The organism is Pseudomonas sp. 7-41, assembly GCF_021233075.1.
Taxonomy (GTDB): Bacteria; Pseudomonadota; Gammaproteobacteria; order Pseudomonadales; family Pseudomonadaceae; genus Aquipseudomonas; species Aquipseudomonas veronii.
On the sequence record NZ_CP089551.1, the window covers coordinates 1844035 to 1865626 of the forward strand.

The window sequence follows — 21592 nt, forward strand, 5'->3', positions numbered from 1 at the left end:
TGGTTTTTAGAGGGGTTAATAATCAATGCGAGTAAGTGAATGTTGTTTTTTAGCTGATGTGAGTGTTAATTATTGATTTCGTGCTTGTTCAGTAGAGTGGTGAGGTACGAGCAAAATAATATTATTGTCGCAGGGTCCATGTCTGCTCGAAGAGTGACGCGTATTGCAGCTTTTCCTCTTGGCACCACTGGGAAAAATACGGAGGATGTAAAAAAGCCTTTTTCCGCAAGATGAATGGTGAGGGTGTTTGCTTTTTCCGCTTTGCCACAGGTGATCAGCCGTATTGCAGCATCTGTACCGGATTGGTCGGTATGTATCAGGCTGTCAAATAATTTTATGTTGAGTAGGAGTTTCTCTTGAAGTGAACACAGTTCTTCCGTTTGATGTATTTTTATTGAGGCTAGTCCTGCACCTATAGCTGCCGAATTTAGGCTTTGAGACCAGTTGCTAGGGCCTCCGTATCGGTGCATCAGGCTCTTTTGTCTTTCGCTACCAAACATGATTAACCCCCCACTAGCACCAAAGGATTTACCTAGAGAGGCTACAATTAACGTCTGATCGTCTAGCGTTTGTATGCGCGGCCGGATGAAACCTCTTCCTCTCTCTCCGAATGCCGATAGCGCATGGGAGTCGTCCATGTAAAGAAATAGTCCGTAACGCGATTTCAAATAAAGTAACCCATCGATGTCCGCTATTCCACCCATGCTATATATTCCATCGCATACATAGGCGACTTTTTTTCGTTTTTTACATAATTCCTCAATGAAGGAAAGGTCATTATGTGGCGCTGTTTTAACTTCGGTCTCATCAGCGCATGAGGCTTTGATATGGTTCATGGAATAGTGAGAATGCTTGTCGAAAACCATTGTTGGCGAACAGTTATTTGTAAGCACTCCGCTGGCGAGCAAGGGGAGTAGCCCCGAGCTGGCTGAACTGCACGATAAAGTACTCAAGCAGATGGAGTCGAAGAGAGTCGAAAGCTCCTGTTCGTACCGTTCCAGGATTTCAAGTTTGCATCGGTTTTTTGAGTTTGCAATTCGGAGGGTTTTAGCCTCCCTTATTCCGCAAATCGCTCCCTCTATTATGTCTTGATGATAATCAAGGCCGAGATATGAGGTTGTGCAGAAGTGATGGAATTCACGTCCGTGCTGGTCGGTCAGGTAGTTGTTGTTTTTGATGGTGACGTTGAGTTCGCATATTCTGCCTGTCTTTGCAAAGTGCCAATCTGTTTCAGCCAGCTCAATTAGTTTTTTGTAGTTTGAAAATTTGTTTGTGAATGATGTGTTTTCCATTTGCCTATTCGTCCTTGGGCGTTGGCGGAAAACAGTAGCGGGGAAACCATTGTGAAGTAAGTCAGACATTTCCCGTGCTCGTAACTCAAAATGGAGTTATTTGTGTGAGTAAGGTCCTACTTTTTATGATGGCGAATAGATGTCTCGATAGACGCTTTCTAATCTGTGCCCTTTGCGTCAGAGGAGTATTAGAGTGTGGCGTTTTCGTGGGGGCATGCAATTTATTCAGGTTGTGCGTCACGCGATTAGGTAAGGTGTCAGCGTGCAAACGGATGTGCCGATAGCGTTCAAAAGACTTGTCTGTCGGCTAGGTAAATCTAGCGGGATGAAGGAGGATTTGATGAGAGTTCTGTTATTCGGTGCCACTGGCATGATCGGTCAAGGCGTTCTGCGCGAGTGCCTGCTGGCCGCCGACGTGCAGGAAGTCGTCGCCGTCGGCCGCACGCCGTTGACCCTGGAGCACGCCAAACTGCATCAGGTGCTGCACGCGGACATGCTGGATTTGCAGGCTCTGGAGAACTTGCTGCAAGGTTTCGATGCCTGCTTCTTTTGCCTCGGTGTTTCATCGGCAGGGATGAATGAAACCCGCTACACCCATCTCACCTATGATCTGACCCTGGTCGCCGCCAGCACCCTGGCGCGGCTTAATCCGCAAATGACGTTTATCTATGTGTCCGGCGCCGGCACCGACAGTTCCGAAACGAGCCAGTCGATGTGGGCGCGGGTCAAGGGCAAGACCGAAAATGCCTTGCTGCGCCTGCCGTTCAAGGCGGTGTATGTGTTCCGGCCGGGGCTGATTCAGCCGTTGCACGACGTGCGTTCGAAGACGCCGTTATACGCGTTGTTCTATACGGTACTCGGGCCGTTGCTCTCGTTGGTGCGTCGGATAAAGCCAGGTTGGGTAGTCAGCACCGAGACCGTTGGCCGTGCGATGTTGGCGGCGGTGCGTCACGGCGCACCACAGCCGGTGGTGGAGCAAGCCGAGATCCATCGCCTGGCCTCTCTGAACAACCGCTGATCAGCTCGTCGTCGCGAGTGCGCGGGCGGGGGTGGCGCTGAACTGAATCAACGCGACGCCACCGATCAACAGCAACGCGCCCAGTACCCGGGGCGTTGTCAGCGGGCGTTCCACCAGGCCGAACAGGCCGAAGTGATCGAGCAGCAGCGAGGCGAGAAGTTGCCCGGCCATGGCCAGCGCGATAAAGCCCGATGCGCCCAGCTTGGGCAGCAGCATCAACGCCAACGAGATAAAGCACACGCCAAATGCACCGCCGGCCCACATCCACAGCGGCGCCTTGCCGATAAACGCCAGGCTCGGCAACGGCAGGCGCAAGGCGATGATCACTGGCAGCAGCACGATGATGCTCACCAGCAACGACGCCAGCGTTGCCCACAACGGGTGACCGAGCCCGCGCCCGAGGTTGGCATTGATCGCGCTTTGAAACGGCACCACCGCCCCGGCGATCACCGCCAAAAGCAATAAACCTGCCCACTGCAACGTCGTCATGTTGAATCTCCCAGAGGTTTTGCTGGACTCTAGGCTATTCGTCGCGCAAATTTAAATTCCAAGTTTTTATGCAGGGCATGCAGCTGATGAATGATCTGCGCCGCATCGATCTCAACCTGTTGGTGATCCTCGACGCCTTGCTCAGCGAGCAGCACGTCACTCGCGCCGCTGCGCGTTTGCACCTGAGCCAGCCGGCGGTCAGCCACGCTCTGGCGCGCCTGCGCGACATGCTCGGTGATCCGCTGCTGGTGCGTCACGGCGGCAGGTTGCTGCCGACTGCCCGCGCGCTGGAGTTGGCGATACCGTTGGCGCAGGCCTTGGCCCAGGTGCAGGCGCTGCTGGCGCCGAATCGCTTTGATCCGGCCTCGGCCACGCGCAAGTTTCGCGTGGCGATGTCGGACTACAGCGCGGCGATTTTTCTGCCGGGGCTGGTGCGAACCCTGCGCCGTGAAGCGCCCAGCATCGATCTGCAGATCATCCAGGCCAGCCGCGAAGGCATGGTGGATGGCGTGCTCAGCGGCGATATCGACCTGGCTGCCGGGGTCTTCCCTGACATGCCTGCTGAATTGCGTACTACGCCGTTATTCGAAGAGCATTACACCTGCCTGGTCGACCGCGCCAGCCTGCCACCCAGCGGCACGCTCGACCTGCCCACCTACCTGTCGCGGCCCCATGTGCTCTTGGAAATGCGCGGCAGCGGCACCCCGGAAATCGAGCGGGCGCTGAGCGTGATCCGTGAGCGGCGGCATGTGGCGATCAGCCTGCCGCATTGGGGCGTGGCGCCGCAGTTGATCGAGGGCACGGACCTGATCCTGACCGTCTCGTCGAGGGGCGTGCTCAACATCGACCGTGAGCAACTGTCGACGGTGCCGCCGCCGTTTCATATTCCGTCGTTCGCCTTTGAGCTGGCGTGGCATGCGCGGCGGGGTGGGGATTCGGGGTTGCAGTGGTTGAAGGCGCAGGTGCAGGGTGTATTGTCCGAAGGTTGCCACTAACAGGAACGACCCCATGCTCACCGGCCTCAACCACTTGACCCTGGCTGTCACCGATCTGCCGCGCAGCGTCAGCTTCTACCATGACCTGCTGCAACTTCGCCTCGACGCCACCTGGGACAACGGCGCCTACCTGTCATTGCCCGGCTTGTGGCTGTGCCTGTGCCTCGACCCACTGCGCCCGTCGGTGCCGGCGGCTGAATACACCCACTTTGCCTTCACGGTAGGCGCGAGCGACTTCGCCGCGCTGGTGCAACGCCTGCGAGCCGCCGGCGTAGCAGAGTGGCGCGACAACCGCAGCGAGGGCGCTTCGTTCTATTTTCTCGACCCCGATGGCCACAAGCTCGAAGCCCATGTCGGTGATCTGGCCTCGCGCCTGCAAGCCTGTCGCGCCAAGCCTTATGCCGGCATGCAGTTTTACCCGTAGCGCGGGAACGTGCAGAATCCTTCCACCTCTCAACCGTCAGTCAGAGTCACGCCCATGACCCCATCCTTGCTGCTCGCCGTCCTCGCTTCGGGTTTTATCTACGGTATTACGCCTGGCCCGGGGGTGTTGGCCGTGTTCGGTATCGGCGCGGCCCGGGGGCGTCGCGCCGGGGCCGGTTTTCTGTGCGGGCATTTGCTCGGCGATGTGCTGTGGTGCAGCACCGCGCTGATTGCGATCGTGGGGGCGCGGGAAGTCGGCAGCACTGCGTTCGATGTGCTGGGCGTGCTCAGTGGCGCGTACTTGTTCTGGCTGGGCTGGCGCGCGATCCGTACCCAGCGCCGCAGTAGCGAGGCACCCCAGGGCGCGGCGCGGCATCCGTTCTGGCACGGCATCCTGTTCGGCCTGACCAACCCCAAGGCCTACCCGGTGGCCGTCGCCACGTTTACCGCCTTGCTGTCCAGCCGTGCCGAGTTGCTGACCTGGGCGATGCTGCCATCGTTGATCTTGCTGAGCTTTATCGGCGGGCTGTTGGCCTACGCGATTCTGATCGGCGTGGTGGGCGCGCAGCGGGTACGCACGGTGTATCAGCGTCACGAAATCCTCATCACCAAGCTCTGTGGGGTGATGTTCATCGGCTTCGCCATCAATGCGCTGGCCCACGCGTTGCCGGGCCTGTTCGGCAGTAAACCGGCGTGAGGCGGCGACCGTTCGTCGCACTGGCAAGTTTTTTCTAAACCTTTGCGGCGGTTAAAATTCGAATTCAGAGCGGGGCGTATGTTCTCGCACCTATTTTTGCCCTGGAGGAACCCATCATGAGCCGCATGGCTATCCGGTTACGCACCGCCAGTTTCGCGATGCTGCTGGGCCTCGGCGCCAGCAATGCTTTCGCCCAGTCGCCGGCTGAATTCATCGAGCAGGCTTCGGCCAAAGGCATGGCCGATATCGAAACCAGCCGCATGGCCCACGCCAAGACCTCGTCCCAGGAAATCAAGGACTACACCATCGAGGTGATCAACGAGCGCACCCTGGCCAACCAGCATCTGGCGGCCATCGCCAAGAAGCTCGACCTGCCCGTGGCGCCGCGCGAGAAGATCGTCGACAAAGCCGAAACCCTCATGCCCGAGCTCAAGGACGGTGATTCCTTCGATGCTGCCTACACCGCGCAACAGGTCAAGGAAAACGAAGACGCCATCGCGCTGTTCAAGCAGGAAGGTGCCGCGTCGGATGTCCCGGAAATAAAAGCGCTGGTGGATGAGACGCTGCCCAAGCTGGAAGAGCGTCTGCAAAAGGCCCGCGCCCTGGCATCTACCTACGGTAAAGGCCGTCAAGGCGACGGTTGAGGCTTGCACTCGATATGCAAAACGGCGGTTGGCGCCCATCCAACCGCCGTTTTTTTATGCCGGGTTCAAGTCGGTCCTGGTCGCCGGCGCACTCAGAACCGCAGTTCCGCCTGGCCTGTGCCTTCCAGTGCGAGCAGATACTGCTTGGCCGCAAGCCCGCCGGCAAACCCGGTCAAGCCGCCCGATGCGCCAATGACCCGATGGCACGGCGCAATGATCGAGATCGGATTACGCCCATTGGCCGCGCCCACGGCGCGCACGGCTTTCGGGTTGCCGATCTGCTGGGCGATCTGGCTGTAGCTGCGGGTTTCGCCGAAGGGGATGGTCAGCAGTGCCTGCCAGACTTGTTTCTGAAAGTCGGTGCCGGTGAAGTCCAGCTCCAGCTCGAACCGATGACGGGCACCGGCGAAGTATTCCTGCAACTGGCGCTCGGTTTCCAACAGCACGGGGTTGTCTTTCACTTCGCGCAATTCCCCCAGGCGTACACGGTTCGCGCGCTCTGTTTCCCATAGGATGGCGCTGAGTTTGCCATGGCGGGACACCAGGGTCAGTTCGCCGACGGGGGAGGGCATGAGTGTGTATTCGTAGGCCATCAACGGGCTCCTCGGAGAACGGACGTAAAAGGGTACAGCGCTACGGTAGTTCCATCGACCTGGAGGAAAACTACGTTTCTTGCGGTCAAATTCCGCCGGAACGAGTCTGTCGGCGCATTCAGATGCCGCTATCGATCCTGTTGCAGCACCTTGAGCGCTGCGGACGCGAGGAACCCCGAACGGCTTTTTTCCTCGGGATGGTGCAGTACGTATTCATCGATACGATTGAGCAAATAGCCTGGCAGGGTGATGTTGAGTTTCTGCGCCTTGCCCAGGTATTTGGTGACATCGATGTCCACCACTGCCCACATGCAACCGGCGTACTTGGGGTTGGCTGCATGCAGGGTGACTTTCTGCGCGCTGGGAATCGGCGCACCGTCTTCGGCGAGAATTTCGAAGTGGCCTTCAATCGCTTCACGGGCCATGGCCATGGCGTCGTCCAAGTCGTCACCGGCGGAGTAGCAACCAGGAATGTCCGGGACTTCCACGCCCCAGGCATGGTCTTCGTCACCAGTAGAAATTGCGATGGGGTACAGCATGTTCGTTGTCCTCCAAGGACAGTTAACTCAGCAGTGCCTGTTTCAACATGCTTTTGGCGGTCTTGTCCAACAAGTCCTTCTTCGGATGAGGAATTGTCACCAGCCCCGGTTTCGTCGGGTGCTTGAAGGGGTGATGGCTACCTCTGACGCGCACCAGATACCAGCCGTCGGCGACGATATGGCCTATTAAATATCGGCTATCCACAGCACCTCCTTGTGGTGTGTGTTGGTGGTGGCTATAACCACTGAAGATAAATTATCAACACTCTACCTACCAGCGGTCGGTGAGCGATAGTTCGGTGGGGGGCGAATCAAGCGTATGAGCGCGCAGGACGGGCGTCGGTCAGAGGTATTACTGGGGTTTTCGCAGGAGTGACGCTTCTCCGATGACGGAGAGAAACGCATCAACCAATGCACTCGGTCTTTCAGTCGGGGTCAGCACCAACAACCGCGCACACGCATCCACCTCCACCAACGGCCTGTACGTCACGCCCTTGTTCATCAAGCTCTGCGTGCAGGCCGGCACCAAGGCCACCCCTTGCCCGGCGGCCACCAGGGCGATGATCGAGGTGATCTGGCGCCCCGTTGGCCCCGCGCGCAGGGGCACGCCATGCTGGCGATAAAGCTGCTCGACGGTCTGGTTCAGCCCTGACCCGTAGTCTGCGGGAAACAGTATCACCGGGTACGCGCAGAGCTGCGCCAGGCTGACGGTTGCCTGCTCGGCCAGCGGGCTGTCGCTGGATACCGCCGCCACCAGCCGCTCTTCGCCCAGCGACAGCGCCTGCACGTGGTCGTTTTGCGGTAACAGCCGGCTCAAGCCGATATCCAGCCGCCCATCGGCGACCTGCGCGCCGAGGCTGCCGGAGGCGCATTCCACCAGGGTCAATTGCACATCCGGGAAGCGTTGCGCGAAAGCCTGGATCGCCTGGCTGAACAGATCCGACAGGGCGATTGAACTGACATACCCCAACGCCAATTGCCCGGCCGTTCCGGCCGCGAGTTTGCCGGCGATGACGTGGGCCAATTCGACCTGTTCCAGCACACCCCGGGCATAGGGCAAAAACGCCCGGCCCTGGGCGGTGAGGGCGACCGTGCGGCTGGTGCGATCGAACAGTTTGAAACCCAGCTCTGCCTCCAGCGCGGAAATCTGCCGGGTCAATGGCGGCTGGGCCAGGTGCAGACGCAGGGCGGCGCGGCCGAAATGCAATTCTTCGGCGACCATCAGAAAGTAACGCAGCTTGCGTAGGTCGAGCATCCTGATCCTTGGGTATCAATCGGTGCGAATTCGGTATTGGTTTAAGCCCCGCCCGCCATTCTATAAAGACCTTTCAAAATAAAACGAGAGGTTTCATGAACGCGCGCCTGCATTGTGCCCGCCTTGCCCTGTTCCTGTGTGGCTGCGCGGCGTTTCTCAACCTGTATGCGACCCAGAGCATCCTGCAGACGTTTGCCGCGCACTTTCAGATCAGCGCCAGGACGGCGGGCTGGAGCATCACTGTGACCACGCTGGCGGTGGCGATCACCGCACCTTTCGTCAGCCGCCTGACCGCACGCCTGGAGCCGCGCAGCGTGATCAGCACGGCCGCGCTGCTGCTGGCGCTGCCGACGTTGATGACTGCCTATGCCGATAGCTTCGCCGAAGTGCTGATGTGGCGCTTTGTCGAAGGCATGTTGATTCCGGTGGTATTCGCCACCAGCGTGGCCTATATCGGCGAGCGCTGGCGTGGTGGGACGGTCACTGAAGTCACCAGCCTGTATGTCGCGGGCACCGTGTTGGGAGGGTTCGCGGGGCGGTTCGTCACCGGTGTGATGACCGAGTACGTGGGCTGGCGCGAAGCCTTTGAGCTGCTGGCCGTGTTGAGCCTGATGGTGGGCGGGTTTATCCAGTTTCTGCTGCCCGCCGGTCGGCCGCGAGCGATGCAGGTTGAAGCGTTTTCGTCGGGGCTGTTTCGCAAACCCTTGGTGGCGGCGTATGCCGTAGGTTTTTGCGTGCTGTTTTCCCAGGTTGCGGCGTTTACCTACGCAGGTTTGTACCTTGGCCTACCGCCTTTTAACTTGGGGCCTGCGGCCTTGGGAACGCTGTACATGGTGTTCTTGCTGGCCCTGGTTGTGATCCCCATCGCCGGGCGCCTGAGCAAAGCCCGCCCACCCGCCGAACTGCTGAGTGTCGCGGCGGTGCTTGGCATCAGCGGCTCGGCGCTGACCCTGATGCCGTCGCTGTGGTGCATCGTGATCGGGCTGGCGCTCAGTTCCACCGGTGTGTTTCTGGCCCAGGCTGCCGCCAATGCGTTCATTGCCGGCAGCGCTCGCGACAACAAGGCGGGGGCCGTGGGGGTCTATCTCACCGCGTACTACCTGGGCGGCAGTTGCGGGGCCGTCGTCCCGGCGCTGATCTGGGAGCGCTGGGGCTGGGCCGGGTGTGTGGCGCTGATCATCGTGTTCCAACTGCTGACGTTGCTGATCGCCTTGACTGGCTGGAAGCCCCTTAAACCTCAATTGATCCGCACACCATGAACGACACCGTCGCTTTGCCTGCTGCTGAAACATCCACCCGCCGCCGCGCGCTCATCGCCGGCTGCAGCGCCCATGCCGTACACGATGGCCTCACCGATGTGATCTACGTTCTGCTGCCTATCTGGCAAGCTCAATTCGCCTTGTCCTACGTCCAGATCGGCCTGTTGCGCGGCGCCTATTCCGGGATGATGGCGGTGTTCCAACTGATGGCCAGCCGCGCCGCCACACGCTGGGGGCGTACTCCGATGCTGGTGGGCGGCACCGCGCTGGCGGGTGTCGCTTACCTGTTGGTCGGGCAAGCCAGCGGGTTGACCGTGCTGTTGTTGGCGCTGCTGCTTGGCGGCCTGGGCGCCAGCACCCAGCACCCGCTGGCATCCTCGATGATCACGGACGCGTATGAGGAGGGTGGTGGCGTCAAGCAAGCGCTGGCCCACTACAACTTTTCCGGCGACATCGGCAAAACCCTGATTCCCGGCCTGGTTGGCCTGTTGCTCACGCTGATCAGTTGGCGGGCCAGCGCCACACTGTTGGGGCTGCTCGGCCTGGCGGCGGCGGGGTTGCTGTGGTGGCTGATCCCCGGTCAGCCACACGCAGCCGCATCCACAACCAAGCCCCAGCCTTGCACCGCAACCGGCTCCGCGGCCGGCCTGCGCGCATTGATCCTTACCGGCACTATCGACAGCGCCGTGCGAATGGGTTTTCTCACCTTCCTGCCGTTCCTGCTGCAAGCCAAAGGCGCGGGCACGGCCGGTATCGGCCTGGCGTTGACGCTGCTGTTCATCGGCGGTGCATTCGGCAAACTGTTCTGCGGCTATCTCGGCGTGCGTATCGGCATGATGAAAACCGTCTGGCTGACGGAAACCAGCACGGCGCTGCTGATCGTCGCCGCGCTGTATCTGCCGCTGGCTGGGCTGATGCTGATGTTGCCGGTGTTGGGGCTGGTGCTCAATGGCACCTCGTCGGTGCTGTACGGCGCCGTGCCGGACCTGGTCAGCCCCGGCAAACGGGAACGGGCCTTTGCGCTGTTCTACACCGGCACCATTGGCGGCGGAGCGCTGGCGCCGGTGCTGATGGGGGGCGTAGGCGATGCGCTGGGCGTGCCGGTGGCGGTGATGGTGTTGGCGGGGATGTTGCTGGTGACGTTGCCGTTGGTGTGGGAGGTGCGAAGGAGTTTAAGAAACGAGGTTTAAGCGGGTTTGGCTTACGGCCGTCGGTGCTTGTTCGCCTCGCCCCTCGCTGTCTTTATTTGGAAGGGCGTAGGGCTTTATCTATCACAGCGAGGGTTTGTTTTTCTGTTTGCCGAGCTTAGGCGTACCCAACACGCGATTCAGCTCTCCTGCAACGGCGATCAATTGCTGTTCCAGCGCCTCCACTTCGGATTGACTGATTCCGCTGTTGATGACCTGAAGTGTCTTCAGCGGTTTTTTAGGCGTGGGCGCCAGATCATGAAAATCCTGAGAAATCAGCGCTTGCCGAAGAATGTTGTTGATGACGGTCTGGTAACCCGTACCGGCATTTTCAGCCCTTTCGCGAGCCGCCTCGATCACTGAGTCGTCGAGCATGATGGTGATCCGGGTTTTGCCTTTACTGCTGGCGACAGCGCCGCGTTTAGTGGTGCTGAGGTCGTATTCGTCTTTCATGATTCAAGCCTCCAGATACTTCCGGTCGTTCATTTCTGGATGCGAGTCTTGCGCTGATAGGTCTCACAAAATTCGGGTCCCGATAGGTATAGGCGAGCACCAATGTTCTTCCTTTCGCGTCCTTCCCGATGATGCACCAGCGATACTCGTCATGGTCATGGGTTTGCCATACCAGTGCTGATTCGTCATAAAACACCGGTTCCGTATCCGCCCGGCTCAAGCCGTTGTGCTTGCTTTTATTGAGCGTGTTTTTCGCGGCGTCATATTGAATTCTGAAGGTTTTAATTATGCATATTTTATATGTATATAAAAGCGGTTGTCGGGACCGCTGATCTTCAGATCTATGGGCGTTTGAATCTGTCCGTCGACGTTGACTTGGAGTGTGGGGAGCAGAGAATTAGCGTGTAGGAGGTGTTACTGACAGAAGCGGCACAGGATCGCGTGCGGTAGGTTTCCCTTTCCAGCCCACCCATACCAAGGGGAAGGCCAGCCAAAGAATGAAATGCACCCTAGAAGGACTGGGCCAACGTAAACGGAATACGCAACGCACCGATGGGGCCTTCACGTGTACCGCACATTTCATCGTGGACGCAGTGCTGCACCAGCACACAAGGAAACGCCGGAACCCGTTGCAACAGGTCGCGCAAATGCGTGGTCGAGCCGATACGCATCGGTTTCGCATCCTCGTCCAGCAGCGTCATCGCCGTATGCTCGAGCCTGACGCGCGCGATGTAGAAACCGCCCTCCAGCGACAGCAGCTCCAGCTCGCGTATCTCACCCTTCACGGCCAGTTCGGTCAGCATTTGCATATTCATGATTCAGCCTCGCAGTGGGTCGTTCATTGGCGACGAAAGAACAGCGTGACCTGGCCCCATTCGACGCCAAACTTGGACATGCTCGAACGGTTGATCAACGTGTCTTCGTCCATCAAGTACATCCAGTCGTCAAAACTGACTTCGTAGACCGAGCCATCCACCGCCAGGTTGAGGCGGTAGCGCCAACGCAATGCGTTGCCGGCCACCTCGCCAATCGCCTCGCCAACCACATCCCCCGCGCGCCCGCGCCAGCGCCCAGGGCCATCCGGTGTCAACGTCCACACCCGCTGCTGGCGCGTGCCATCGCTGTAGAGAAAACGCTCGTCGAGAATCAACGCATCGCCCTCGCGTCGGCTGGCGATATCCACCTCAAAGCGCTTGGTCACTTCCCCCGAACGCTTCTGGAATATGCCCCAGGCCTTGACGGGTTTGCTGAAGAAACGCTCCAGGTCCAACTGCGGTTGCTGATCGGCGTAGTGGTCGACCTCTACGTTGCCGCAACTGCACAGGCTCAATACCAGAAGCAGTGAAACCAGTAGGCGTGCCATGGACCGGCTCCTTGATCGTGTGGGGCGGGGTACTGAGGTTCAAGGATTGATAGTTGTACAAAAATATTGTTTTGTACATGTTTTGCGGTGTTTATTTTGAAGGCTTCCGAGGCTTTGAAGCGCCCGACTCTATATTCCACCCATAAAAAAACCGGCCACCAAGGACCGGTTTTTACATCCCCCGTCAAAACCATCCTGACGCGAGATCAATATCTGAGTGGAGCGGGTGAAGGGAATCGAACCCTCGTTATCAGCTTGGGAAGCTGGAGTAATGCCATTATACGACACCCGCTCAGAGCGGCTGACTTTGTACCAGATGTGCGCCGCGATTTGAAGTTTTTCTTTGAGAAATGTGCAGGTTGCGTGTGTTTGCGTAGGCAACGCGCCGACCGACTGTAGGAGCGGGCATGCTCGCTCCTACAGTCGGCTGTGTTTCAGAGCGCAAAGGCATGCTGCGCCTGGCCCTGGTGATAGCGCAATCGGCTGGTCTGCCGCGCGGGCTTCAGAAAGCCGACCACGGCGTCGCGGCTGTCGCGGCAGGCCGCTTTGTGCTCCATGTCCAGAAAATGCCCGGTCGCCTGGATCGTGCTGAAGCTGCTGTTTGGCACGTATTGCCCGAACTGCTGGGCATCCTCGGCGCTGGTGTATTCGTCCCATTCACCGTTCATGAACAGCACCGGCACGGTGATCTGGCGCGCGGCCTTGAGGTAGCACAGCCGGTCGCTGTTGAGTACGTGGCTGATGTGGAAGTGCATCTGCCCGTATTCGTGCTCGGCCAGGCTGCTGACGTGGCGGTAGTTGAAGCGCTTGAACAGCGACGGCAGGTGTTTGCCGATGGTGCTGTTGACCAGGTGGCCGACGCGGTCGCGGTCGAGCTTGCCGAGGTAGTCGACGCCGCGTTCGAGGTAGTCGCGCATGGGCGCGTTGATCACCGGCGAGAACGAGCTGATCACCGCCTTTTCCACGCGGCGCGGGCGCTGGGCGAGGGCGACGAGGGTGGCGGCGCCGCCCCAGGAGAAGGACAACACGTGTTCGGCGGCGAAGTGGTCGATGAGTTCCAGGAGGATCTGGCCTTCGACTTCCTTCGTCAGCATCTGCTCGTGGCGGTTATGGATTTTGGAGCGACCGGCGTAGGGCTGGTCGTACAAAACCACATTGAACTGCGGGTACAGGCTTTTCACGGTTTGGGCGAAGGAGGCCGTGGTGGCCATGGAGCCGTTGACCAGGATGATGGTCTTTTCAGCCGCGTCCGCGCGATAGAACTCCGTGTAAACCCGATACTGACCCTGTATATCCAACACAGCGATTTCTGGCCTCATGTCGTAAGACTCCTGGCAAGCGGGTAGGGCGCGCAGATCACTCTGCACGAGCTTTGTGACAGGTAGGCATACGCCTTGAAGATGAGCGCCCATGTCGCGCCGATGACGGCTGGCCGACGGGTGTTACCAGGGCGGGTTGTTTGCCGGGAAGGCCCGTGGATCAAGCGCGGGCGCGGCAAGGTGTTTCTTGGAGGTTATAGGCGACTCGCCAGTCATCTTTTGGCTGACGTTTTGATTCAAGCAGTCGGTTCGGGATGTCGCAAGTCGCAGGGATGGGTTTTAGCCATCACCGGCCGAACGGTCGTCAGACCTGGCGGATTTCATCGGCGCTCAACGCTCGATACTCACCGGGCGCCAGCGCGTCATCCAACGCCAGCGGCCCCATGCGTTCCCGATGCAAGCGCAGCACCTTGTTGTCGAAGTGCCCGAACATGCGTTTCACCTGGTGATAGCGACCTTCGATGATGCTCAAGCGTGCCAGGCGAGGCGCCAACAGCTCCAGCTGGGCCGGTTGAGTCGTCAGGTCTTCAAACGCGAAATACACGCCCGCCGCGAAGGTGGCGGCGTATTCCGCGCCGATCGGTTGTTCGGTCTCCACCAGGTAGACCTTGGGCAGTTTGGTCGTCGGTTGCGTCAGGCGCCGCGACCACTGGCCGTCGTTGGTGATCAGCATCAGCCCGGTGGTGTTGAAGTCCAAGCGGCCGGCGATGTGCAGCTCGTCCTTGTCCGGTTCGTCCAGCCAATCCAGCACGGTCGGGTGCTGGGGATCGCAGGTGGCGCTGACGCAGCCCTGGGGTTTGTGCAGCATGAAATAGCGCGCCGGTTTACCCGCCTGCAGCACCTCATCGTCCACGCACACCCGGCTGAATTCGCGCACCTCGTGGTGAGGATCGCTGACGGGCACGCCATCGACGCTCACCCGCCGTTCCACCAACAGCAGGCGCACTTGCTGGCGATTGAAGCGCGGCAGGTTGCTGAGGAATCGATCAACCCGCATTACAACGGCTCAGCCCCGCGCAACTGTGCGTCGACCTGGGCACAGCGTGGGCACAGGCAGGCTTGGTTGCGCAATGCATCGGGCAGGGCTTCGAGCACCGCCGGGTCGATGGTGACGCTGTAGCACCAGCAGGCCTGGTCGGCGGTGCGCGGGTCGGCCAGGGTGCAGTCGTTGCGGGCGCCGCAGGCGGGGCAGAGGGTGGCTGTGGTCATCGTTCGGTTCAGGCTGGATCGGGCAGGGCGCCGAAGGTCCCTGCACGATACAGCGCCGCTCAGTCCCGTTCCAGCACCACGACCCGCTGGCCGGCGCCAATCGCGCTGCCGGGCTGCACGGTGATTTCCCGCACCACTGCGGCGAACGGCGCCGGCAGCGCGATCTCCATTTTCATCGACTCCAGCACCACCAGCACATCGCCGGCCGCGACGCGTTCGCCCACCGCCACCCGGACCTGCCACAGATTGCCCGCGATATGGCTGTCGATGCTGTGCTCATTGGCCTTCAGCGGCGTGTCCTGCGCGAGCGGCGCTGGCGCTTCCTCGCTGTCGAAGTGCGCCTGGCCGCTGGCGATCCAGCGTTCGCGCTCAGCATTGAACGCCTGTTGCTGGTGGTCACGAAACGCATCGATACCGGTGGCTTCACGCGCCAGAAAATCCTGGTAGTCCGCCAGGTTCAACACGCTGTCCTCGATGTGCAACGCAAAGCGCCCCAGCGGAAAGTCCCGACGAATCTTTACCAGTTCTTCGGCACTCACCGGGTAGAAGCGGATCTGGTCGAAAAACCGCAGCAGCCACGGTTTGCCGTCGAAGGCCGCGACTTCGCGATAGCGGTTCCACATCTGCAACGTGCGCCCGACGAACTGATAGCCGCCGGGGCCTTCCATGCCGTACACGCACAGATACGCGCCGCCGATGCCCACCGAGTTCTCGGCGGTCCAGGTGCGGGCCGGGTTGTATTTGGTGGTCACCAGGCGATGACGCGGGTCCAGCGGCGTGGCCACCGGGGCGCCGAGGTAGACATCGCCCAGGCCCATCACCAGATAGCTCGCTTCGAACACGGTGTGGCGCACCGCGTCGAGGTCGGCCAGGGCGTTGATGCGACGGATGAACTCCAGGTTGCTCGGGCACCACGGCGCGTCCTTGCGCACGGTGGTCATGTATTTGTCGATGGCCAACTGGCACGCCGGGTCATCCCAGGACAGCGGCAGGTGGACGATGCGCGAAGGCACTTGCAGGTTGGGCGTGGCGCACACGGCCGTCCATTCGCCGCTGATCAGCGCCAGCAGGTCGGCCAGGGGCAATTGTTCCGGCTGGTAGTGGACCTGCAGCGAGCGGATGCCCGGCGTCAGGTCGATCACACTGTGCCGTGCGTGGGTTTCGAGGGCCTGCATCAGCGCGTGGGCGCGAAAGCGCAGCACCAGGTCGAGCTCGGGCGCGCCGATTTCCAGCAGCAGGTGGGTGTCGCCGGCCAATCGGGCAACCAGACGCGTATCTTCCTGGCCGATATCCAACACCACAGGCGACGCGGGCCAATGTGGGCGGGGGCTTGCTCGCGATGGCATCGCCTCGGTGTTGCTGTGAGCGCGCGTCGCCTGCATCGCGGGCAAGCCTGGCTCCGGCATTTGATCCCATTTCAGCGCGAGATCGCGGGCGGTCTCGAGGCTCACCGGTTCGAAGCGCAGCTTGTCGCCGGCCTTGAGTTGCCCGAGTTGCCACAGGTCGGCTTCGATCACCGTCACCGGGCACACGAACCCACCCAGGCTCGGCCCGTCCGGCCCGAGGATCACCGGCATGTCCCCGGTGAAATCCACCGCGCCGATCGCATAAGGGTTGTCGTGGATATTCGACGGATGCAGCCCGGCCTCGCCGCCATCGGTGCGCGCCCACAACGGCTTGGGGCCGATCAACCGCACGCCGGTGCGGCTGGAGTTGAAATGCACTTCCCACTGTGTGGCGAAGAAGGTGTCGATGTACTCGGGCCGGAAGTATTCCGGCGCGCCGTGGGGGCCATAAATCACCCGTAGCGTGCGGACCTGCGCCAGCGGTTGCGCGACCAGTTGCCGGCCTGCGGTGACGTCGACCAGCGGCAACAGATGCAGCACGTCGCCCGCGCGCAACGCCCGCCCGCCATGCCCGCCGAACTGGCCCAGGGTGAAGGTGCTTTGGCTGCCCAGGTAGTCCGGCACTTGCAGCCCGCCGCGCAGGCATAGGTAACTGCGTGCGCCGGCCCCGGCGAGGGTGCCGAGGCTCAACAGCGATCCGGCTTCGATCCGCAGCGTGGTGTTCATCGGCACGGGGTGATCGTCCAGCAGCAGCGGAATATCCGCCCCGGTCACCGCCACCACGGCGGTGCAGTTGAAGCGCAACAGCGGCCCGCTCATGGTGATCTCCAAGGCTGCCGCGCCTTCGCGATTGCCCAGCAGACGATTGCCCAGGCGCAGCGCGCGGCTGTCCATCGGCCCCGACGGCGGTACGCCCACGGCCCAATAACCGAGGCGTCCGGGATAGTCCTGCACGCTGGTTTGCGTGCCCGCGCTGAGCACTTCGAACGTGTGGGCAACGTAGACCAGATCTTCCAGGCAGCGCGTCCACGGATGGCCACCGGCAAAGGGCGCGGCCAGCAGGATCTGGCGCAGGTAATCGCGGTTGGTTTCCACGCCGTAGAGCTGGCTGTCGCTCAAGGCGCGATGCAAATCCAGGCGCGCCTGTTCGCGGGTGGGCGCCCAGGTGATGAGCTTGGCGATCATCGGGTCGAAGTACGGCGGGATCTCACAGCCGGCCTCGACCCAAGTGTCGATGCGCAAGCCTTCGGCCTGCGGAAAATCCACGCAGGTCAACAGCCCCGGGCTCGGCTGGAAATCGCGGCCTGGATCTTCCGCATACAAGCGTGCCTGGATCGCGTGGCCCTGGGGCTTCAACGCCAGCTCACTCAATGGCCGCATGTCTCCCGCCGCCAGTTGCACCATCCAGCGCACCAGGTCCACGCCCCACACTTGTTCGGTGACGCCGTGTTCCACCTGCAACCGCGTGTTCACTTCCAGGAAGTAGAAGCGACTGTCTGCGCTATCGAAGATGAATTCCACGGTGCCGGCGCTGCGGTAGTTGACCGCCTTGGCCAGGGTGATGGCGGCCGAGCACAGGGCCTCGGCCATGCCTTCGGGCAGGTTCGGCGCCGGGGTTTCTTCGAGGACTTTCTGGTTGCGCCGCTGCACCGAACAATCGCGCACGCCAAGGGCGATCACCTCGCCCGCGCCGTCGCCGAACACCTGCACCTCCAGGTGGCGAGCGTGCTCGATGTACTTCTCGATAAACACGCCGGCATCGCTGAAGTTGTTCTGGCCCAGGCGCTTGACGGCGTCGAAGCACTCGTTCAACTCCGCGGCGTGGCGGCATACGCGCATGCCGATGCCGCCGCCGCCGGCGGTGCTCTTGAGCATGACCGGGTAGCCCACGCGGTCGGCGGCGAGCATGGCGGCGTCGAGGTTGTCGAGCAGTTCGCTGCCTTCGAGCAAGGGGAGGTGGTGTTGCTTGGCCAGCGCCCGTGCGGTGTGCTTGAGGCCGAATACGCGCAGCTGGTGCGGGGTCGGCCCGATAAAGGCGATGCCGGCGTTTTCGCAGGCTTGCGCGAAGGCGGCGTTTTCCGAGAGAAAGCCGTAGCCGGGATGAATCGCCGTGGCGCCGCTGGCCTTGGCGATGGCGAGGATTTTGTCCACCGCCAGGTAGGTGCCGGCCGCGGCGCCTTCACCGAGGCTGTAGGCTTCGTCGGCGTGCTGGATGTGCAGGCTGGCCGCATCGGCTTCGGCATACACGGCGACGCCCTTTACATGCAGCTCGCGCAAGGTGCGCAGGATGCGGCAGGCGATGGCGCCACGGTTGGCGATCAAGAGTTTTTCGAACATGGCAAAACCCTGCGGGCCGTCCCGCAAAGTGAAGGAGCACTACGGTCGTCCGCAGTGCATGTCGTGAGTGTGGGAGGGGGGGCTCCCGATGGTGGTGAGCCAGTGGGTGCGTGTTTGGCTGACTTGCCGCCATCGGGGGCAAGCCCCCTCCCACAGGGTTCAGTGGTTGCGCAGGCACTGCCCGCTGCGGGCCTGGCACAGGGCGAACAGCCAACTGCGCAAGCGCTTGAGTGTCAGTTCCATACGAGTAACTCCGCAGGCGTCGGGTTGTAGGCGTTGCACGGGTTGTTCAATTGCGGGCAGTTGGAGATCAGCACGATCACGTCCATCTCGGCGCGCAGGTCGACGTATTTGCCGGGGGCGGAAATGCCGTCTTCGAAGGTCAACCCGCCGTCGGCCGTGACCGGCACATTCATGAAGAAATTGATGTTCGGGCCAATGTCGCGTTTGCCCAGGCGACCGTCATGGGCGCAGGCCCGCAGGTAGTTGTCGCGGCAGCTGTGCATGTAGCGTTTTTCCAGGGCGTAGCGCACGGTGTTGCTCTCTTGGGCGCAGGCGCCGCCGAGGGTGTCGTGGCGCCCGCAGGTGTCTGCGACGAGGGTCAGCATCGGTTGGCCGAGGTTGGAATAGAGCACGCTGCCGGCGCCCAGGTACACGCTGTTCTGGCGGCGCAAGGTGCGTTGCACGTCGTAGCGCTCGCGCGGGTTTTTCACGCTGTAGAACAGCGTGTCGACCGCCTGGTTGCCCTCCAGGTCAAGGATGCGCAGGGTCTGCCCGGCCTTGACCTCCATCAGCCACGGCTCGCCGGCGGGAATGGTGGCGCGGTACACCGCCGTGTCGGGTTGTTTCAGTGCGATAGACATGGCAGCTCCTCAGGCGAACAGACGGTCGGTGTTGATAAAACCGCGCGCGTTTTCCGGGCGCGAGATGCGGCAGTGTTCGGCGACGCTTGGGTCGGCGTTCATCCAGCTCAGTTTCAGCGGTTGCGGGGCGTAGTCGGGGTTGGGGTCCATCGGATGCTGCAGCGCGGTGAGCACCACCAGGGTGTCCATCGGTGCGTAGAGTTCGATGTAGTCGCCCGCCTTGGAATTGCCCGGCACGAAGTGCAGGCCACCGTTGTCGTCCACGCTGACTTTGCTGAACAGGTTGAGGGTCATCAGCAGGTCGGACAGCCCCAGGCCCCACTTGCCCAATTCCACCAGCAGGTTGTCGGTGCCGTTGCGATAGAAACCGTTGCGCAGTTCCTGGTAGCGCCCCTGGCCGTACTTCTCGGCCACCTCGGCCGCGCACAGCACGCCGCCGATGCTGTCACTCCAGCCGCAGGTGTCGGCGGTGATGGCGGCCAGCACGCGGCCCATGTCCGAGTACAGGCAATGGCCGCGGGTGAGCTTGGCGGTGTGTTGGCATTTGAGGCTGTCGGGCAGGTTCAGGCGTTCGGTTTTTTCGTTCGCGTTGAGCAGGGTCAGGCTGACGTTGGCGCCACCGCGCAGGTCGGTGAGGCGCAGCAGTTGACCGCGCTTGAGCACGAAGGAGCGGTGGCCGCCGCCGGGCAGCATTTCTTCGGCGAACGGCGGGAACAGTTGAGTCGAATCGGTCATTGGGAAGTCGCTCCAAGTTCGGCAGCGAGCGCCTTGCGGCGTGCGCTGTTCAAAGGGATGTCGTAGGTGATACGCGCGCCATAGGCGCCGGGGGCGTGGGGGTCGACGCGGACCTTGTCGAACACCAGCAGGCGCGTGCCGAGGCTGAAGCCTTCGCTGAGGTCGTGGGTGACCATGAACACCGTCAGCCGGGTTTCGCGCCACAGCTCCAGCAGCAACTGGTGCATGTCTTTGCGGATGCCCGGGTCGAGGGCGCCGAAGGGTTCGTCCAGCAGCAAGACGCGCGGTTTCATGATCAGGGCCTGGGCGATGGCCAGGCGTTGTTGCATGCCGCCGGAGAGTTGCGCCGGGTACTTGTCCAACGCGTGGCCGAGGCCGACTTTGTGCAACAGCGCGGCGGCCTGTTCGCGCGCGGCTTTTTTGGCTTTGCCGAACAGCCGTCCGAGCAACGGCGCGCGCGGCAGTTCGAGGCCGAGGGCGACGTTGTCGAGCACGCTCAGGTGCGGGAACACCGAGTAGCGCTGGAACACCACGCCACGGCTGGCATCCGGTTCGCCGGCCAGCGGTTGGCCGTCGAGCAGGATGTGGCCCTTGCTCGCGGTTTCCTGGCCCAGCAGCAGGCGCAGAAACGTCGATTTGCCGCAGCCGGAGGTGCCGACCAGGGTGCAGAATTCGCCCTCGGCGACCTGCAGATTCAAACCCTCCAGCACCACCTGATCGCCGTAGCGCTGCCACACATTGTTGACGCTGATAAAGCTCATGCCCGCGCTCCTTCATACCAGGGGAACGCGCGCCGGGTCAGGGCCTTGAGGCCCCAGTCCATCAGCCAGGCGAGCAGGGTGATCCACACCACGTAGGGCAGGATCACGTCCATCGCCAGGTAGCGGCGCACCAGGAAGATCCGGTAGCCCAGGCCGTCGGTGGAGGCGATGGCTTCGGCGGCGATCAGGAACAACCACGCCGAGCCCAGCATCAGCCGCAGCGAGATCAGCAGGCGCGGCAGCAATTGCGGCAACACCACGCGCAGCATCAGGGTCCAGGTCGACGCGCCGAGGGTCTGTGCCTTCACCAGCAGTTCCACAGGAATTTCGCGTGCGCGCTGTTCCAGGTCGCGGGCCAGGCACGGGGTGACGCCGATGACGATGAGCATCACCTTGGACAATTCCCCCAGGCCGAACACGATGAACAGGATCGGCAGGATCGCCAGCGGCGGCACCATCGACAGTACCGTCAGCAACGGCGACAACGGCGCGCCGAACAATGGCAACGTGCCGGCGGCGATGCCCAGGCACAGGCCGGCGAGGGCACTGATGCCCAGGCCGAGCGCGAGGCGGCGCAGGCTCGACGCGCTGTCCTGCCACAGCACGTATTCGCCGGTGCGGCTGTCGGCGCTCAACGCCAGGCGCTTGACCGCCTCGAGCATTTGCCCGGCGCTGGGCAGCAGTTTGTCGTTGGGGTTATCCGCCAGGCGCTCGGCCGAGCCCACGAAGTAGGCGAACAGCAGCAGGGCGAACGGCAGCAGCACCAACAACAGGCGGCTGGAGCGGTCCGGGTGACGGTTGATCAGGCGCATGGC

Annotated in this window: 24 protein-coding genes, 1 tRNA gene and 1 pseudogene; 7 read left to right on the plus strand and 19 right to left on the minus strand. The window is 61.6% G+C overall.

Going from position 1 to position 21592, the window contains the following annotated elements; genetic code table 11:
- Positions 1–65: 65 nt before the first annotated feature.
- Positions 66–1292 (minus strand): aminotransferase class I/II-fold pyridoxal phosphate-dependent enzyme, encoded by a 1227-nt coding sequence (locus tag LQ249_RS08275; protein ID WP_079443023.1) that lies wholly within the window; start codon positions 1290–1292, stop codon positions 66–68.
- A gap of 340 nt (positions 1293–1632) precedes the next feature.
- Between LQ249_RS08275 and LQ249_RS08280 the strand changes: the two genes are divergently transcribed.
- The gene (locus LQ249_RS08280; RefSeq protein WP_126589327.1) at positions 1633–2310 is read left to right on the plus strand and encodes an NAD(P)H-binding protein; all 678 of its coding nucleotides are present in this window, start codon (positions 1633–1635) and stop codon (positions 2308–2310) included.
- Here LQ249_RS08280 and LQ249_RS08285 read toward each other — a convergent pair whose 3' ends face one another.
- Positions 2311–2799, minus strand: coding sequence for a DMT family transporter (locus LQ249_RS08285; protein ID WP_046384399.1), 489 nt, complete (start codon positions 2797–2799; stop codon positions 2311–2313). It abuts the gene before it with no gap.
- Between the two features lie 77 nt (positions 2800–2876).
- On the opposite strand from LQ249_RS08285, the gene LQ249_RS08290 reads away from it, so the two are divergent.
- From LQ249_RS08290 to LQ249_RS08305, 4 genes are all read left to right on the plus strand, one after another.
- A complete protein-coding gene (locus tag LQ249_RS08290) occupies positions 2877–3794 on the plus strand; it encodes a LysR family transcriptional regulator (protein WP_442962250.1) in 918 nt (305 codons plus the stop codon).
- Positions 3795–3807: 13 nt separating this feature from the next.
- A complete protein-coding gene (gene fos / locus LQ249_RS08295) occupies positions 3808–4218 on the plus strand; it encodes a fosfomycin resistance glutathione transferase (RefSeq protein WP_017844864.1) in 411 nt (136 codons plus the stop codon).
- A 54-nt stretch (positions 4219–4272) separates the two neighbouring features.
- Positions 4273–4914 (plus strand): LysE family translocator, encoded by a 642-nt coding sequence (locus LQ249_RS08300; protein WP_046384396.1) that lies wholly within the window; start codon positions 4273–4275, stop codon positions 4912–4914.
- Between the two features lie 116 nt (positions 4915–5030).
- Positions 5031–5558, plus strand: coding sequence for a DUF4142 domain-containing protein (locus LQ249_RS08305; RefSeq protein ID WP_017844866.1), 528 nt, complete (start codon positions 5031–5033; stop codon positions 5556–5558).
- A 92-nt stretch (positions 5559–5650) separates the two neighbouring features.
- On the opposite strand, the gene LQ249_RS08310 is transcribed toward LQ249_RS08305, so the two are convergent.
- The 4 genes from LQ249_RS08310 to LQ249_RS08325 all read right to left on the minus strand — a co-directional run bounded on the left by LQ249_RS08310 (position 5651) and on the right by LQ249_RS08325 (position 7945).
- On the minus strand, positions 5651–6151 hold the full coding sequence (locus LQ249_RS08310; RefSeq protein ID WP_046490294.1) for a methylated-DNA--[protein]-cysteine S-methyltransferase: 501 nt from the start codon (positions 6149–6151) through the stop codon (positions 5651–5653).
- 128 nt (positions 6152–6279) lie between these two features.
- Entirely contained in the window at positions 6280–6690 is a 411-nt protein-coding gene (locus LQ249_RS08315; protein ID WP_079443027.1) for a type II toxin-antitoxin system HicB family antitoxin, read from the minus strand.
- A 22-nt stretch (positions 6691–6712) separates the two neighbouring features.
- On the minus strand, positions 6713–6895 hold the full coding sequence (locus LQ249_RS08320) for a type II toxin-antitoxin system HicA family toxin (protein ID WP_057004762.1): 183 nt from the start codon (positions 6893–6895) through the stop codon (positions 6713–6715).
- Positions 6896–7042: 147 nt separating this feature from the next.
- Complete coding sequence (locus tag LQ249_RS08325) at positions 7043–7945, minus strand: LysR family transcriptional regulator (RefSeq protein WP_046384393.1); 903 nt, start codon at positions 7943–7945, stop codon at positions 7043–7045.
- Positions 7946–8040: 95 nt separating this feature from the next.
- Between LQ249_RS08325 and LQ249_RS08330 the strand changes: the two genes are divergently transcribed.
- Together LQ249_RS08330 and LQ249_RS08335 are read left to right on the plus strand one after the other, a co-directional pair.
- Positions 8041–9204 (plus strand): MFS transporter, encoded by a 1164-nt coding sequence (locus LQ249_RS08330; RefSeq protein ID WP_126589325.1) that lies wholly within the window; start codon positions 8041–8043, stop codon positions 9202–9204.
- Positions 9201–10394, plus strand: coding sequence for an MFS transporter (locus tag LQ249_RS08335; protein ID WP_126589324.1), 1194 nt, complete (start codon positions 9201–9203; stop codon positions 10392–10394). The genes LQ249_RS08330 and LQ249_RS08335 overlap by 4 nt, the downstream gene beginning before the upstream one ends.
- A gap of 81 nt (positions 10395–10475) precedes the next feature.
- Here the strand turns inward: LQ249_RS08335 and LQ249_RS08340 are convergent, their stop codons facing one another.
- The 13 genes and pseudogenes from LQ249_RS08340 to LQ249_RS08400 all read right to left on the minus strand — a co-directional run bounded on the left by LQ249_RS08340 (position 10476) and on the right by LQ249_RS08400 (position 21589).
- A complete protein-coding gene (locus LQ249_RS08340) occupies positions 10476–10844 on the minus strand; it encodes a BrnA antitoxin family protein (protein WP_232566351.1) in 369 nt (122 codons plus the stop codon).
- 3 nt (positions 10845–10847) lie between these two features.
- Positions 10848–11130: pseudogene (locus LQ249_RS08345) on the minus strand (BrnT family toxin).
- A 223-nt stretch (positions 11131–11353) separates the two neighbouring features.
- Positions 11354–11659, minus strand: coding sequence for a DUF6482 family protein (locus tag LQ249_RS08350; RefSeq protein ID WP_017844869.1), 306 nt, complete (start codon positions 11657–11659; stop codon positions 11354–11356).
- A 23-nt stretch (positions 11660–11682) separates the two neighbouring features.
- Positions 11683–12207 (minus strand): DUF3833 domain-containing protein, encoded by a 525-nt coding sequence (locus LQ249_RS08355; RefSeq protein ID WP_046384389.1) that lies wholly within the window; start codon positions 12205–12207, stop codon positions 11683–11685.
- A gap of 218 nt (positions 12208–12425) precedes the next feature.
- Positions 12426–12499: transfer RNA gene (locus LQ249_RS08360), tRNA-Gly, on the minus strand.
- A gap of 142 nt (positions 12500–12641) precedes the next feature.
- Positions 12642–13526 carry an alpha/beta fold hydrolase gene (locus LQ249_RS08365; protein ID WP_057004957.1) on the minus strand — a complete coding sequence of 295 codons (885 nt, stop codon included), beginning with the start codon at positions 13524–13526 and terminating at the stop codon, positions 12642–12644.
- A gap of 304 nt (positions 13527–13830) precedes the next feature.
- Positions 13831–14523 (minus strand): pseudouridine synthase, encoded by a 693-nt coding sequence (locus LQ249_RS08370; protein ID WP_017844881.1) that lies wholly within the window; start codon positions 14521–14523, stop codon positions 13831–13833.
- The gene (locus LQ249_RS08375) at positions 14523–14735 is read right to left on the minus strand and encodes a cysteine-rich CWC family protein (protein WP_017844882.1); all 213 of its coding nucleotides are present in this window, start codon (positions 14733–14735) and stop codon (positions 14523–14525) included. Before LQ249_RS08375 ends, LQ249_RS08370 begins: the two co-directional genes overlap by 1 nt.
- A gap of 59 nt (positions 14736–14794) precedes the next feature.
- Complete coding sequence (gene uca / locus LQ249_RS08380) at positions 14795–18418, minus strand: urea carboxylase (protein ID WP_232566352.1); 3624 nt, start codon at positions 18416–18418, stop codon at positions 14795–14797.
- Positions 18419–18651: 233 nt separating this feature from the next.
- The gene (locus tag LQ249_RS08385) at positions 18652–19281 is read right to left on the minus strand and encodes an urea amidolyase associated protein UAAP2 (protein ID WP_046384385.1); all 630 of its coding nucleotides are present in this window, start codon (positions 19279–19281) and stop codon (positions 18652–18654) included.
- Between the two features lie 9 nt (positions 19282–19290).
- A complete protein-coding gene (locus LQ249_RS08390) occupies positions 19291–20016 on the minus strand; it encodes an urea amidolyase associated protein UAAP1 (RefSeq protein ID WP_232566353.1) in 726 nt (241 codons plus the stop codon).
- Complete coding sequence (locus tag LQ249_RS08395; protein ID WP_232566354.1) at positions 20013–20777, minus strand: ABC transporter ATP-binding protein; 765 nt, start codon at positions 20775–20777, stop codon at positions 20013–20015. Before LQ249_RS08395 ends, LQ249_RS08390 begins: the two co-directional genes overlap by 4 nt.
- Positions 20774–21589, minus strand: coding sequence for an ABC transporter permease (locus LQ249_RS08400; RefSeq protein ID WP_046384383.1), 816 nt, complete (start codon positions 21587–21589; stop codon positions 20774–20776). The genes LQ249_RS08395 and LQ249_RS08400 overlap by 4 nt, the downstream gene beginning before the upstream one ends.
- Positions 21590–21592: the final 3 nt, after the last annotated feature.

Excerpts from the sequence above, each read along its gene's own strand:
- LQ249_RS08290 (WP_442962250.1), top strand. The coding sequence starts at position 2,877 with ATGCAGCTGATGAATGATCTGCGCCGCATCGATCTCAACCTGTTGGTG.
- LQ249_RS08300 (WP_046384396.1), top strand. The coding sequence starts at position 4,273 with ATGACCCCATCCTTGCTGCTCGCCGTCCTCGCTTCGGGTTTTATCTAC.
- LQ249_RS08310 (WP_046490294.1), bottom strand. The coding sequence starts at position 6,151 with ATGGCCTACGAATACACACTCATGCCCTCCCCCGTCGGCGAACTGACC.
- LQ249_RS08340 (WP_232566351.1), bottom strand. The coding sequence starts at position 10,844 with ATGAAAGACGAATACGACCTCAGCACCACTAAACGCGGCGCTGTCGCC.
- LQ249_RS08385 (WP_046384385.1), bottom strand. The coding sequence starts at position 19,281 with ATGTCTATCGCACTGAAACAACCCGACACGGCGGTGTACCGCGCCACC.
- LQ249_RS08370 (WP_017844881.1), bottom strand. The coding sequence starts at position 14,523 with ATGCGGGTTGATCGATTCCTCAGCAACCTGCCGCGCTTCAATCGCCAG.
- fos (WP_017844864.1), top strand. The coding sequence starts at position 3,808 with ATGCTCACCGGCCTCAACCACTTGACCCTGGCTGTCACCGATCTGCCG.
- LQ249_RS08285 (WP_046384399.1), bottom strand. The coding sequence starts at position 2,799 with ATGACGACGTTGCAGTGGGCAGGTTTATTGCTTTTGGCGGTGATCGCC.
- LQ249_RS08280 (WP_126589327.1), top strand. The coding sequence starts at position 1,633 with ATGAGAGTTCTGTTATTCGGTGCCACTGGCATGATCGGTCAAGGCGTT.
- LQ249_RS08395 (WP_232566354.1), bottom strand. The coding sequence starts at position 20,777 with ATGAGCTTTATCAGCGTCAACAATGTGTGGCAGCGCTACGGCGATCAG.
- uca (WP_232566352.1), bottom strand. The coding sequence starts at position 18,418 with ATGTTCGAAAAACTCTTGATCGCCAACCGTGGCGCCATCGCCTGCCGC.
- LQ249_RS08275 (WP_079443023.1), bottom strand. The coding sequence starts at position 1,292 with ATGGAAAACACATCATTCACAAACAAATTTTCAAACTACAAAAAACTA.
- LQ249_RS08355 (WP_046384389.1), bottom strand. The coding sequence starts at position 12,207 with ATGGCACGCCTACTGGTTTCACTGCTTCTGGTATTGAGCCTGTGCAGT.
- LQ249_RS08325 (WP_046384393.1), bottom strand. The coding sequence starts at position 7,945 with ATGCTCGACCTACGCAAGCTGCGTTACTTTCTGATGGTCGCCGAAGAA.
- LQ249_RS08305 (WP_017844866.1), top strand. The coding sequence starts at position 5,031 with ATGAGCCGCATGGCTATCCGGTTACGCACCGCCAGTTTCGCGATGCTG.
- LQ249_RS08335 (WP_126589324.1), top strand. The coding sequence starts at position 9,201 with ATGAACGACACCGTCGCTTTGCCTGCTGCTGAAACATCCACCCGCCGC.
- LQ249_RS08390 (WP_232566353.1), bottom strand. The coding sequence starts at position 20,016 with ATGACCGATTCGACTCAACTGTTCCCGCCGTTCGCCGAAGAAATGCTG.
- LQ249_RS08375 (WP_017844882.1), bottom strand. The coding sequence starts at position 14,735 with ATGACCACAGCCACCCTCTGCCCCGCCTGCGGCGCCCGCAACGACTGC.
- LQ249_RS08400 (WP_046384383.1), bottom strand. The coding sequence starts at position 21,589 with ATGCGCCTGATCAACCGTCACCCGGACCGCTCCAGCCGCCTGTTGTTG.
- LQ249_RS08315 (WP_079443027.1), bottom strand. The coding sequence starts at position 6,690 with ATGCTGTACCCCATCGCAATTTCTACTGGTGACGAAGACCATGCCTGG.
- LQ249_RS08350 (WP_017844869.1), bottom strand. The coding sequence starts at position 11,659 with ATGAATATGCAAATGCTGACCGAACTGGCCGTGAAGGGTGAGATACGC.
- LQ249_RS08365 (WP_057004957.1), bottom strand. The coding sequence starts at position 13,526 with ATGAGGCCAGAAATCGCTGTGTTGGATATACAGGGTCAGTATCGGGTT.
- LQ249_RS08330 (WP_126589325.1), top strand. The coding sequence starts at position 8,041 with ATGAACGCGCGCCTGCATTGTGCCCGCCTTGCCCTGTTCCTGTGTGGC.